The 14,142-nt window shown below is 34.8% G+C and carries 9 protein-coding genes; all 9 read left to right on the top strand.

Annotated elements, in window-relative coordinates:
* Positions 1–58 precede the first annotated feature (58 nt).
* Positions 59–259, top strand: coding sequence for an OsmC family protein (locus tag AC0NBN_RS09140; protein WP_474468256.1), 201 nt, complete (start codon positions 59–61; stop codon positions 257–259).
* Positions 260–453: 194 nt separating this feature from the next.
* Positions 454–1,056: a TetR/AcrR family transcriptional regulator gene (locus AC0NBN_RS09145; RefSeq protein ID WP_160812561.1), complete on the top strand. Its 603-nt coding sequence runs from the start codon at positions 454–456 to the stop codon at positions 1,054–1,056.
* 5 nt (positions 1,057–1,061) lie between these two features.
* A complete protein-coding gene (locus AC0NBN_RS09150) occupies positions 1,062–1,487 on the top strand; it encodes a PaaI family thioesterase (protein ID WP_160812562.1) in 426 nt (141 codons plus the stop codon).
* Positions 1,487–2,728 (top strand): beta-ketoacyl-ACP synthase II, encoded by a 1,242-nt coding sequence (fabF, locus tag AC0NBN_RS09155; protein ID WP_160812563.1) that lies wholly within the window; start codon positions 1,487–1,489, stop codon positions 2,726–2,728. Before AC0NBN_RS09150 ends, fabF begins: the two co-directional genes overlap by 1 nt.
* 135 nt (positions 2,729–2,863) lie before the next feature.
* Positions 2,864–3,901, top strand: a complete 1,038-nt coding sequence (locus AC0NBN_RS09160; RefSeq protein ID WP_160812564.1) for a patatin-like phospholipase family protein — start codon at positions 2,864–2,866, stop codon at positions 3,899–3,901.
* 187 nt (positions 3,902–4,088) lie between these two features.
* Complete coding sequence (locus AC0NBN_RS09165) at positions 4,089–4,256, top strand: hypothetical protein (protein ID WP_160812565.1); 168 nt, start codon at positions 4,089–4,091, stop codon at positions 4,254–4,256.
* A 257-nt stretch (positions 4,257–4,513) separates the two neighbouring features.
* Positions 4,514–7,987: a pyocin knob domain-containing protein gene (locus tag AC0NBN_RS09170; protein ID WP_474468218.1), complete on the top strand. Its 3,474-nt coding sequence runs from the start codon at positions 4,514–4,516 to the stop codon at positions 7,985–7,987.
* 206 nt (positions 7,988–8,193) lie between these two features.
* Positions 8,194–12,267, top strand: coding sequence for a coiled-coil domain-containing protein (locus AC0NBN_RS09175; protein ID WP_160812566.1), 4,074 nt, complete (start codon positions 8,194–8,196; stop codon positions 12,265–12,267).
* 134 nt (positions 12,268–12,401) lie between these two features.
* Positions 12,402–14,141 carry a hypothetical protein gene (locus tag AC0NBN_RS09180; RefSeq protein WP_160812567.1) on the top strand — a complete coding sequence of 580 codons (1,740 nt, stop codon included), beginning with the start codon at positions 12,402–12,404 and terminating at the stop codon, positions 14,139–14,141.
* Position 14,142 lies beyond the last annotated feature (1 nt).

The following is a 14,142-nucleotide window of genomic DNA, read 5'->3' on the forward strand; positions in this document are numbered from 1 at the left end:
CGTTCTTTGATAAAAAACCATCAATAAGCACCAAGGGGGACATTATTGAGCAAGATAGATTGATTGCGTCTTAAATCGAACTCACGTTACTTTAGATCCGAGTGTTGGGAAAATTACAAAATCTGAACTGACTTTAACCGCAAAAGTTCCGGGAATTACAGAGGAAGAGTTTCAAAAATATGCGAAAATTGCAGAAGAAGGCTGCCCTGTGAGTGCTGCTTTTAATTTTGAGATTACTTTGAATGCTGCTTTAGCTTAAATATTAATTGAACTCTTTCGGAGTTCTTTTTCAAATTATTATTCCAGACAAATCCCACTTCATCCGGAGTGGGATTTTTTATCCTATTCATCAACATTTTTCTATAAAATGATCCGAATTCTATCTTTCAGATTTATTTGAAATAAAAAATACCGATTGGTATATTTTTGTATCTTTGCATCAGTTCAGCAAAAATGTCAAAAGCAGAAAAGACCAAACAGTTCATCATTGAAAAAACATCCACTTTGTTTAATATCAAAGGATATGCTTCTACATCCCTTTCAGACATTAGTACTGCGACCGGTCTAACCAAGGGAAGTATCTACGGTAATTTTAAAAATAAAGATCAGGTTGCCCTTGAAGTCTATCATTATAATGCTTCTAATCTTAAAAAAAATGTAGCTCAGTCTCTGGATAAAGAATTTCTGAACATGACAGAAAAACTTAACGCTTTTCTATCCTTTTACCGAAACAACTGGACAACAGTTTTTCAAAATGGTGGCTGTCCTTTACTGAATGCTGCTACGGAATGTGACGACACCTTTCCAGAATTGAAAAAGCAGGTACAGATTTCATTTAGCGACTGGATAGGAACCATTTCAGAGATCATCAAAAAAGGGCAGAACATCCATGAATTTAATTCTGAAATCGTTGCTGAAGAATATGCAGCTCAATTTATAATGATGATTGAAGGCGGTATTCTTTTAGCCAAAACAATGGATGACGAAAAATACCTTCATCTTGCGTTAGACAAAATTTCTCAAATTACAGAACAGGAACTCAAAATACACTCATAAAATACATGGATAAATTAAAAATATTAAAACAGCATATCGGAAAAGAGTTTACAGAATCTCCTTCCCCATTTATGAAATGGCTGAATCCTGTTGTGATTTTGGCTGAAGAAGGGCATCTGGAATTTCGCTATACCGTAAGACATGAATGGCTAAATCCGATGGGAAATCTTCACGGCGGAGTTACAGCGGCAATTTTTGACGATGTTATCGGAGCCACTATGTTTTCACTTAACGAAAAAAACTTTATTGTAACCATCAACAACAATATAGATTATTTCTCAACAGCCAAAGAACATGATCATATTATAGCAGAAACAAAAATCATCAAAAGAGGCAAACAGTTTGTAAATGCCGAATGTGAAATCTGGAATGCAGATAAAACACGCATCATTGCAAGAGGAACCTCAAATTTATTTAAAATCAATAATTAATGAAAAGAGTTGTCATTACAGGTTTGGGCGCAGTAACGCCTTTAGGAAACAATGTAGAAGAATTTTGGCAAAACAGTATTAACGGGGTAAGCGGTGCCAATACAATAACCCATTTCGATACCGAAAAATTTAAAGTAAAATTTGCCTGTGAAGTTAAAAATTTTGATCCGAAAGTTCATTTAACTCATCAGGAGATCAAAAGAAGTGATCTTTTTTCACAATACGCTATGTACTCTACTGCTGAAGCCTTGAAAGATTCCGGTCTTGAAGTTGAAAAGATGGATCCTTTTGATATTGGAGTTATCTGGGGAACCGGACAGGGAGGAATGTGGACTTTTGAAAGCGAGGTAATGGAATTCACTAAAGGAGATGGAACCCCAAGGTTTAATCCGTTTTTTGTCCCTAAGTTTATTGCCAATATGGCTTCGGGAATGATTTCTATGAAATTCGGGCTTCAGGGAATCAATTATACAACCATTTCAGCCTGCGCAACGGGAAATACTTCTCTGATGGATGCCTTCAATTACATCAGATTAGGAAAAGCTAAAGTGATTGTAAGCGGAGGATCTGAAGCAGCGATTACTCCTGCTTCTGTGGGTGGTTTTTCAGTAATGAAGGCGATGTCTGTAAGAAACGATGATTTTGCCACAGCAAGCCGGCCTTATGATAAAGACAGAGACGGTTTTGTAATGGGAGAAGGCGCAGGAGCATTAATTTTGGAAGAATACGAACACGCAAAAGCAAGAGGTGCAAAAATTTATGCAGAATTGGCAGGTGCGGCGATGACCGCCGATGCGTATCACATGACAGCACCTCATCCTGAAGGAACCGGAGCCATCAAAGCAATGCAGCTAGCCCTGAAAGAAGCGCAAATTAATACTGAAGATATTGACTATATAAACCCTCATGCTACCTCTACTCCATTAGGAGATCTGGTTGAGCTGAATGGAATAAATAAATTATTCAAAGGAAGTAAAAATCTTGACATCAGTGCTACGAAATCTATGACCGGACATTTATTAGGAGCAGCCGGAGCAGCTGAAGCTATCCTTTCTATTAAAGCTATTGAAAACGGAATTATTCCGCCAACCATAAATCTTCATACAATAGACGAAAATATCCCTAAAGATATTCATATTGTTTTTGGTGAAGCGAAAGAAAAAAACATTAATTATGCCTTAAGCAATGCCTTTGGATTTGGCGGACATAATGCAACACTCATCTTTAAGAAATTTTCTTAAAACCTCCACACAACCCTCTCACAGACAATTAATTGATCTTTAAGAGGGTTTCTTTTTATTTTTCGAAATTATTTTAAACACGTCAAGTTTTGTCGCTTCACGCTCCTACTTTTGCTTTACCAAAAAGTAGAAAAAATGAAAAAGACAACATTACTTTCATTAGACGGCGGCGGCATTCGGGGAATTATAACATGCATCATTCTGCGTTATATCGAAGAGCAGCTTCAGATATACGACAAACCAGGCGCAAAACTCGGTGATTACTTTGATCTTGTTGCAGGAAGCAGTACCGGAGCACTGATTGCCTCCATTATTCTTTGTCCTGATGAACATAGAAAAGCGAAATATTCCATCCAGAAAGGATTGGAACTTTACTCCGAAAAAGGCGGCGACATATTTCAGGTTTCCTTTTGGGAAAAACTGGTAAATCCTTTTGGTCTTTTAAACGAAAAAATTTCTCAGGAAGCTTTAGAAAAAAACCTTAATGATTTTTTTGGAAATCTGGAACTAAAGGAATTAATAAAGCCCTGCTTAATTACAAGTTACGATATTGAAAACCGGAGAGCCAAACTTTTCAATTCCTGGAAAGCAAGGGTAAATACTGATAATTTTTATGTAAAAGATGTTTGCAGGGCTACTTCAGCAGCTCCTACTTACTTCACGCCAGTACAGATCAAATCAATGTACGGACAAATTTTCAGTCTCATTGACGGCGGAATGTTTGCCAATAATCCTGCTTTGTGTGCTTATGCTGAAGCAAGAAAAATTCCTTTTGCAGAAGTTCTGAAAAATCATCAAAAGGCTAATTATCCGACCGTAAAAGACATGATTATCGTTTCAATAGGAACTGGAATTGAAGCAAAATCCTATTCATTTAAAAAACTAGAGAAAGCCGGAAAAATTGGCTGGGTAAACCCTATCATTGACATTCTGATGTCTGCGAACGCTGAAACGGTAGATTATCAGCTTACACAAATGTTTCAGACATTAGGATTGAGAAACCAAAAAAATTATTACCGACTAAATCCTTCGTTGAAGAACGCTTCACCTGCTATGGATAATGTAAGGAGATCAAATATAGAAAGCCTTGTACAGGCAGGATTGAGCTATATAGATGATCATAAAGAAACCTTAAATCAAATTGTACAAAAACTGATTAAAAACAAAATATAATCTTTTTTGCTTATAATACACTTAAATAAGGCAAAAGACTTATACATGAGAATCTAAAATTTTTCTACAAATAAATTATAACAAGTCAAGTTTTGTCGTATTGCCATTTTACTTTTGAAACCAACAGTTTAAACACAAACAATCTATTAAACTGACGAAAAAATATTTTCAAAAAAACTTATCAAATATGGAAAACAATAATTACAATCCTGAAGTGTCGATAGAAGATACTTCCTACACTATTACCTGGAACGAGATTGAAAATGAAGAACCGGATTATGAAAATTATCTGAGCGAGATTGAAAGTTTTTTCAAAGAGGATTTTGAAAATGATATTCTTGAAGATGACGATTAATCCAGCCTGATTCATAATGAAATAATTACAGCTAAATTTTTTGATATTTTTTTTAACTCAGCATCCTTTTATATGCCGGGCAGAAATAAATACGTCTAATCCTAAACGATTTTACAATGATTTTACTCATTAAAAATAAAGGTGGATATCCTTTGCCGGACACCACCTTAAAAAATAAAGGCTAAAATATGAAGCTTTCTACTAAAAAGAAACTTCAAAAATTTTAATCTTAAAAACCTTAACAAAAATAATAAAAAATGGCAGAAAATGAAGAACTTAATTTCGATTTCGATCCAGACAACATTCCGGACACGGATACGTTCTGGAACGGACTGGACGCTTACTGGCATACAAACAGGCAGTTTCCCCAAGGTACAGATCAAAAGCTAAGTAAGAAAGCAGATCTCATTGATGGTAAAATCCCGTCTTCTCAACTCCCAAGTTATGTGGATGATGTTTTAGAATTTAATTCTTTGGAAAGTTTACCCAATCCCGGAGAAAAAAGCAAAATTTATATCACTACCAGCGATAATTCTCAATACAGATGGAGTGGTTCTGAGTATATCCGGCTAAATGCTGATGAGAATCTGATGAATCTGAATGATAATCAATTTATCAACGGCAAAAAATCTTTTTTTACTATCGGCGGAAGCGGATACAATAATCATAGCTTGAGATTATATTCAAATGATGGATCTAATCCGGGAGTAACTTTTTACAAAGCAGGAACGGACGTTGCAACAATGCACTTTGATGGGGTTGGTAATTTCAGATTCAGAAATTCTGATAATACTGCTTCACGATATGTATTTGCTCAAGGCTTTAAAAAGGATGGTTCAAATGGTAGCAGAATACTTTTAGGTGATGGAACAGATAGACCAGTAACAGATTTTGCCACTGTTACTGGTGCTGATGCAAAGTATATTCCATATACAGGAGCAAATACAAATGTAAATCTGAATACTAAAAATATTGCTAATGTAGGAACAATAGATGCAACTGCATTTAGAAATACATCAAGTTCTTCCTTAGTAAAAACATATGCAGTACACGCTAACATTACAGTTACAAGTTTTGGTATTAAACTAACAAATCCCGGATCATCAACTATGATGGGTTCATTTACTGTAACAATATTTGGTTATACCGGTCAGACTATTTCATTTAGAGTTACTATGTATAAGTATAACCATAATTGGTATGTTCCATCAATAACATGGTTACATGGTGATAGCACAAAAATCATTAATGTTGAATTTTACAAAGAAGATGATGCTAATTTACATTTAAAAGTTAATTTTACTACTAATTTTGGTTCATATCATAAATCTGTTATTACGGATGTTTTAGCGTTACAAAATGACCCATTACATAACCCTGATACTTATACTTTAAATATTAATCCTGATAATTCAAGTCATACGTTAGTAACTACCATAGTAAATGATAATTTTGTTAGAGATTTAGGGCAAAACCCTAAAAATCCTGTTAGTTTATTAACATCAGACTTAAATACAATTACATCCGCAGGGTTTTATAATCAAACATCAGATTTAAATGCGACGGCTGTAAGAAATTATCCTGTTAATTTTGCTGGTTCATTAAATGTATTGAAAACAACTGGAAATGCTGTAATACAAGAATATACCACATATAATATTGGTATTACTTATAAGAGAATTTATAATGGAAGCTCATGGTCTACATGGAGAAAGATCTTAACTGACAAGGAAGGTACTTCATCTCAATTTCTAAAAGCTGATGGTTCTACAGATTCAAATACTTACGCATTAAACAATCACAGTCATACATTTGCATCCATAACTGAAAAACCAACTACCGCATCAGAGTATGGTATTACTGATGTTCCGAGACAAGGTTTACTCGGTGGTAATGTAAATTCATTACGAATTTCTGATACAAGAAATTCAAACCCATTGCCTTCAACAGATTTAAAATCAGGTGTATGGTTTGATTTTAAAAATAATTCTGCAATTGGTTTAACTGACCCATCAGTAGGTTTATATAGTTCAGTAATGACTGTAGTACCGTATGTCGATAATTCAGGAAATAATAATACATCATATAGACTGGCTCAACATGGTAATAATTTATTTTTTCAAAATTATAATAATAGTTGGGGTACATGGAATAAAATCTGGCATTCAAATAATTTCAATCCTTCTAATTACCTTCCATTATCTGGTGGTACTATGACTGGTTCAATAAGATTAGGTAATTTTTCATCTTCAATAACAAGAGATTATTCTACAACTAACGGTAATAGTGGATTTGGAGTAGACTTCATAAAACTTATAGGGAGTAATGGTACAGTAGACGCATTTGGTCATTATGGTAATTATAGTAACGCAACTACACTTGGGACTGTTACTTTGACTTATGGTTATTTAGGTGGTGCAACATATAATACTAAAAATGCTATACGATGGACATCTGATGGTAGAGTGGGCATCGGACTCAGTGGTGTTTCTACACCATCTACAGATCATGCCTTACACGTATCTGGTAATCAATTTGTTTTTGGCAATTTAGATGTAACCGACAGTATAAGTTCTGTCAGTGGAGAACTTGTAATTAAAAGATTCAATGTTAATAGAATTAGAACTGGAGGTACTAATGGTAATTCATTAATATTATCAGGTGAAGGGTCTACTGGATACTTATATTTTAGACCACAAGGAGATGCAGTAACATCTAGCCAAGCTTACATAGATAATACAGGTAAATTTACGGCTGAGTCAATTGCAAAGGCAGGAGGTACTTCATCACAATTTTTAAAAGCTGACGGTTCTGTAGATAGCAATAGTTATGCATTAACTAATCACATTCACACTTTTTCTTCAATAACTTCCAAACCTACAACTCTATCAGGTTATGGGATAACTGATGCATTTAATAGAGAATATTTAATAGGTAAAAATGTTAATACTGGCTGGGTAACTACTTTAGATAGTTATTTACCTAATGGTGGTATTATAATGGGGTATAGTCAACCTACTTGGGGAGGTTCAGATGCACCAGTTGGAGCAAGCTATGGGGGTTATATTAAATTTTCAAACCAAGGAGATGTAAATAATCTTGACTTTTATTTTAATAATGGTCACAATTCATCAATAGCTCATAGGCTTTGGTTTAGAACAAAAAATACTTCTAATGGAACAACAAATTGGTTGGAAATTGCTACAAGAGAATGGTCTAATACGCAATTCGCATTAAGTAATCACACTCATACATTTGCATCAATAACTTCCAAACCTACAACTCTAGCGGGGTACGGAATAACTGATGCAATACCAATAAGTCATCCTGTTAATGGAGTTAATACTACACAAATCAACAGCTGGAACTCTGCTTTCGGATGGGGCAATCACGCTGCAGCAGGTTATGCAACTTCTGATTTCGTAAATGAAAGCATGGCACAAATCACCGCAGAATTCATCAATCCCGACTATCCTATAAGTGCTTCGTGTAAAATAAACACTGTAATTATTACAGAAGAATATACAAAAGAATATCTGGAACTTGAAGCCGAACTCATCCCTGAAAGACAGATAACTGTAACCAATCTCGCTCCTTTTGAGATTAATGTAAAAAGAGAGGATCATTCTATTGATACAATACGTACAGGAGAAACCACAGAATATTACATTACTGCTGAAAGGAGATTAATTAAAAAAGGCTCTTATCATTCTGCAGCTTTTTTAAATTAAAAAAAATTAATTCGGAATTATAATGCGTCAAGTTTTGTCGCATCACCCCCTTATTATTGCAATAACAAAACTTACAGATGAATAAGAAAATGAGTGGATATCCTGTCGCTTGAAACCACTTAAAAAAATAAGGCTGCAATTCGGAAACGCTCTACTAAAAAGAACTTTCCAAAAATTTTAATCTTAAAAACCAAAACAATTTTAAAATGTCAACAAATTTAAATACAAACAACTCTTCACAAACACTTTTCAGGTTTGCCGCAATGAGAAACCCGGAATTATCCGATCCTAAAAACAAAAAAAGAAGATTTGTATTCAGAAAAGAAATTCATAAAGGAGTTTTCAATGAGCACATCTCAACAGACAAAACATTACAGGCTGTCTGCAGAAGAATAGATGAGCAACAGCTTATCACGATGTATTCAGAAGATAATTTAATATCAATCAATCCCGCTTTTCACGATCTGGCTGTATGGGTTGCAAGAAATAAATCAACAGTATCAAAAACTGAATTTGACACTAAAATCAATGATTACAAAGCTTCAAATACGTTCCCTTATATTGCCGATATGAAACTGATTTGGGATAATTTAATTTATCAGGTAGTTACACAAAAAGATTTTTATGCAAAAGAAACATTGATGCAGTTTCTTCATGTGAATCATATTCTTGAAAGTTATGACGGCACAGAAGAAGCATTTGAAGACCTAAGGAAAGCAAAAGTTGTTTTACCAAAAGAATTATTTACAATTCCTTCCACAAATTCTACAGGAATTTCCACAAATTACTCTCAGAGAACCACCTTCAACAGCACTGCAATGAAATTTGCTGAAGCTACACAGCAACTGAAGGAAACTCAAAAACTCGCCGATTCTATATCTAAGCTGGAAAAAAAATACAGAACACAATATGATGAAGCCCAAAAGTCAGCCTATAAAGATTATCAGCGGAACATAAAACCTCTTTTGAGAGAAATACAAAAGGAAGCGACTGAAGCCGACAGAAGAAAACAGATCCTGGAAAACAGAATCAATTATCTTACACAGCTGAGCGTAGCCGATCCGGAAAAGTTCTATGCCAACAGCGAGCTTGAAATGGAACTTCACCGCATCAAGGAAGAAATCATGGAAATTACCGTGTCTGATACTGAAATCCCTGAATTTGAATTTAATTATGAAACTCCGCAAATTGATCCCTCTGAAATAGGAATAGCGCTCGGTCAGCAAGAGCAGAATGCTTTATGCAGAGTATTCGGAACTTCTACAGTAGCGCAAGCTTTATCAGGAATTAGTACATTTCAGGAGCTTCATGATAACATCCATCAGAATAATCAGGTTTTACAGCAGACTATACTGAACAATACGGTGATCAATCAACAGGTTTCTGCCAAAGTCGGAGGTGTTGTAATTCCGGTTACTGCCAATTCATCCTCATCAGGATATATTCCTTTCAGTATTAAAACATTTGCCAGAAGTGCAACTGAATGGAGTCTTATATTGGCATTTAACGACCATATAGACCTGGTTTCCGCACAATATAAAGCCACGGTGAACAATACTGAAATTTCCTCAACAAGTTTTTCTTCTTTAGGCGGAGGATCATATCTTTTATTTGATATACCTAAAATTTTAGTTTCTCAAACTACAGTAGTTGAGCAGTTTGTTGTAGAAGGGAAGTTTACATCAGCCAATGGCACTGTGTACGATTTTAATGTTACTCTGTTTGTTGATCCTAATGATTTAGACAGAATGACCAAACAGTATCAATTCCGTGGCGCAGACGGATGCCTCCCTCCCGAAAATCCACCTAAAGGAAATCCGGGTGAAACAGAAAATCCGCCTGTAGATCCGACTATTGAAACTTTTATCCCTTCCGGATTCGGAATGAAAAATATCGGAGTTGCAGACTATCTAAAGGTTGAGCAAAGCACCTATTGCTATGTAGAAGGAGACGTTGCTCATATTGAAAATATCATGGCGCGCGAATACAAAGAACGTGCAACCAGAAGATTAAAGAGAAGCGAATCTCAAACCACAAAATCTTCAGAGTCTGAAAAAGAAAAACTGACAGACACCACCACGACCGAAAGGCATGAAATGCAAAGTGAGATTTCTAAAATTTTACAGGAATCTAAAGACTTTGCTGCGCAAACAGGATTTCAAGCAAGCTGGGGACCAGAGAAAGCAAGATTTATAGCAAATGCTAACGCAAGTTACGCTACTCACAATTCAAAAGAAGAAAGTAACCGACAGGCGGTAACAGAAGCCAAAGACATTACAGCAAGAGCTTTAGACAGAATCGTTACCAAAGTAAAAGAAGAGCGTATCGACAAGATTCTTGAAGAATACGAAGAAAACAATAAACATGGTTTCGATAATACGAAAGGAAGCAATCACGTTGTCGGAGTTTACCGATGGGTAGATAAGGTGGTAAAAAACCAAATCTACAATTATGGTAAGCGTATGATGTTTGAGTTTATGATTCCTGAACCTGCCAAGCTTCACAATTTAGGAATCAAAATGATTGATGAATCAGAAAAATTGGTTAAACCCGTAGATCCGAGAGAAGAATCGTCAATGCAAATCAAAGATTACATTGCGTTATCTGATGAAACCAAACTAAAATACTGGATCAGTAAGTATAATGTTGAGATAGATGATAAAAAACCAGAGTTTATAAATGTTGGTAAAACATTAGATCACTCCTCTACAGAAAGTAACACAGCATCTTCAAAATCTTCATCAATAAAAATTCCTGAAAACTATAAAGCAGTTAGTGCTGGTGCACATTGTGTGGGAGCAGCTCCAGGGGGAAATAATGGATGGGGAAGACAAATTTATGCTCAAGTGGGACATAGAACTTTTTACATAACACCATCGCAATATACTTTGGTTAATCCAGACGGAGGATTTTTTAGCAGCTACATTGAAGAAATTCCAGTGTCATTAGGAATTACAAATTATCATACTGTAGTAGTGTCGTTTGATGTAAAATGCCAATTAACTACGGAAGCCAAAAACGCATGGCTTCAAAAAACCTTCAATAAAATCATTGAAGCCTACGAGATTGAATTAGACAAATACAACCAAGCTTTAGCAGAAGCAAAAGCTTTAGATGTACAGATTAAAGATTCAAACCCAGACTTCTACAGAAAGATTGAGAATACCATTTTAAGAAAGAATTGTATTTCTTACATGATCAGTCAGAACCCTTTTACAGAACTTACTTTCGGTAAAAGAAAATATCACAATAACGGGTTTACTTCCGGAGCTGAAACCTTCCTAAACACCGATATAAAAGTAGATTCTTCCTTAGATCAGTACGCCGCATTCGTGAAATTCATGGAACAAGCTTTTGAATGGGACATTATGAGCTATTACTTCTACCCTTTTTATTGGGGAGACAGAAACAAATGGTCAGATATGTATCAGTTTGATGATAACGATCCTACCTTCAGAGCGTTTATGCAATCTGGTATGGCGAGAGTAATCGTTACGGTAAGACCCGGTTTTGAAGAAGCTGTAAGACACTTCATGGCAACCGGACAAATCTGGAACGGCGGTGAAGTTCCGGTGATTGACGATCCGTTATTCTTATCTATTGTAGACGAAATGCGTGCTGCAGTCGGCAAAAAACAGGGTGAACCATGGAGAGAGAAAATCCCGACTTCGCTTACTATTCTTCAGGCAGATTCTATCGGCTTAAAAGTAGAAAAGGCTTTGCCTTGCCATTGCGAACCAGGAGTGAAATTTGACGATCAGTTGGGTGAAATGTGCGGAACTAATTTTGCACTGAACAACAATCAGCTTGGTCAGTCTTCAGATAAGTGGATAGAGATTAGCTTTAATGAAATGGATGATGTTTCGTTTACGACAATTCAGGATTTTAAAAACGCGGGAGTTTATCCTAAAACATTTGAATGTTTAGGCAATTCATTTGAAATAGATGATGAATTGACAGGATCTGATTCTTCAATAAAACTTTACAAACGTATTGCCGAAGAAGTTTCACAAATTGAAGGTGTAGAAGCCTATCCTACCGGAGAAAACGGAATTACATTTAAAGTAAATGCGAGACTCATTAAGAATTTTGATTTTAAAGAAGTTAGCATTAATTCTGATGACCGAAAATTTGTCTTTACAACAGATGCAGATTCTTATTTAAAAATAACTTACCCTCTTCCTGATTTTGGAATTTCAAGAATTTTAGATAAACAAGGACAGCCATTACTACCTGAAGAATACGAGATTCAGGCTCCGTTTTCTAAGTTTTTAGTGTAATATTTTTAAAATTTTTCATGATGAATCGGGCAAAACCCGAGATTATTGGGCAGCACTTTATCGTGCTGCCTTATAATCCTCATGAAGTTTTTGAAAGCAAATAATGAATTTTTTAACCACTAAAAACAAAGAAAATGGAAAATAATATAAACCGTCCTTCATTTAATAAATTTTCGAAAAATAAATGGAAGGAATTATCAAAAAACCAAGAAGAAAATATCTTCACCACTTATTCCGAGAGAGAATTAGCGGATAAATTTTATGGTGGAGTTCCAGATATTTCTACAAATAATTATAATGTTTACACTGACGACGAAACTCTACAGATTGATGAGAAAAAGATCGACCCAGTCATTATTCCTAACTATAAGTCTAAGTTCGATGATATTGTAGTAAATATTTATATGTCCAAAAATGGTTTACAACTTCTTAGTATGTACAACTCGTTTGTTCCTACAGAAGAATCTGTAAATATTTTTCTAGAAATTCATAGTGACTCTAATGTAAATACCATAATGCGGGTAAAAGTATCTCCGCAAATTAAGGATGCATCTAAAATTCCAATTGTTAAGCTGCAGTACCTTGTCAATATGCGTAATGTACGAATTACAGCAGAAAACTTTAAAGATCTTATTGAAAAAGAAGTGTTGGCAAATAGAGAATCATTTTTAAGCTGGTTATTACAGGTGAAAGATTCTACCTTTAAAAACATAGTTGAATTTTTTCAGGATGTGCTATTCGATGGTTTAGGAGACTTTTTTGAAGAAGGAATAGCAAAAAACATTCAAAAACTGAGAGTTGAGGAAGTAGATTGGAATCCAGCAGTCGAAAACTACAAACCATTTATTGTTCCTCCAATAGTTTGGAACAATCTAAAACCTTTCTATAATCACTCTGTTTATGATGAACCTCAAAAAAACTTTAATGCCGGTGAAAATATTATAAAAGGAGTATTCGATAAATTCTTTGAGATTGTGGATATTAAAAAGGCAGAGTTTACGAAAGTTATTTCCACAATAAATGGTAAACTTCCTGAAAGTTTTTCCACTACGCTTCATAAAATTTCACAAAAATTTCTTAGTGGATTAGATTCTCTAAAAGGACAACTTCAGCAATACACACCATATTTACAGTTTTTAGCAGCCAAATCTATCAGTTGTGTGAATGCATTGCTATGTGGGATTTATAATAGCTTGATAGATATTATTGCGGGTATTTTTTCAATCATAGCTTTACTCTTTAAAGGTTTAGCCGCTTTACAAGACATTCATAAAGACCCATCAATAGTAGCAGATTATGTATTAGAATTTTTTGAGCAATTTTCTGAAGCAATTGAAAAATTTGAGATTGATAAATTTCTGTTTGAGTGGATAAGTTTTCAGATAACTACAACCAAAAAAATATATCAGTGGATCACTACACAGAAACCTAATATCTCTCTTGAGCAGGTATATTATTATGCAGGATATATTATAGGTTTAATTATAGAGATCATCCTTGAAACCTTACTTACCGGAGGTACTGCAGCGGTCGTTAGAATAATCGATAAAACACTTGATTTTATGAGAAGTCCCCTTAAAAAAATGAAGGAAGCGATGTTTACGGGAGTCAGTTTTACCGGAGGATTATTGGTTTCTTTTATTGATTTTGTAAGTGAGATTTTTATCAAATTGAAAAAGGGTGCTAAAGCACTTTTTGATGAATTAAAAATCTGGATAGAAGAAATTTTTAATGTAGGAAAAAAACTGAGAGATTTTCTTAAAGAAGCCTACGAAGATTTCTTTAGTCCCAAGGTACGAGAATACTTAGAGAAAATAGGTCTTCATCCTACGAAGTACGAAAACGGTGTATTTAATATGTGTCCAATAAAATAAA

The sequence above is a fragment of the Chryseobacterium sp. L12 genome (assembly GCF_056133985.1).

Coding starts and splice junctions, on each gene's coding strand:
- AC0NBN_RS09160 (WP_160812564.1), top strand. CDS start 2,864: ATGAAAAAGACAACATTACTTTCATTAGACGGCGGCGGCATTCGGGGA.
- fabF (WP_160812563.1), top strand. CDS start 1,487: ATGAAAAGAGTTGTCATTACAGGTTTGGGCGCAGTAACGCCTTTAGGA.
- AC0NBN_RS09175 (WP_160812566.1), top strand. CDS start 8,194: ATGTCAACAAATTTAAATACAAACAACTCTTCACAAACACTTTTCAGG.
- AC0NBN_RS09180 (WP_160812567.1), top strand. CDS start 12,402: ATGGAAAATAATATAAACCGTCCTTCATTTAATAAATTTTCGAAAAAT.
- AC0NBN_RS09170 (WP_474468218.1), top strand. CDS start 4,514: ATGGCAGAAAATGAAGAACTTAATTTCGATTTCGATCCAGACAACATT.
- AC0NBN_RS09165 (WP_160812565.1), top strand. CDS start 4,089: ATGGAAAACAATAATTACAATCCTGAAGTGTCGATAGAAGATACTTCC.
- AC0NBN_RS09150 (WP_160812562.1), top strand. CDS start 1,062: ATGGATAAATTAAAAATATTAAAACAGCATATCGGAAAAGAGTTTACA.
- AC0NBN_RS09145 (WP_160812561.1), top strand. CDS start 454: ATGTCAAAAGCAGAAAAGACCAAACAGTTCATCATTGAAAAAACATCC.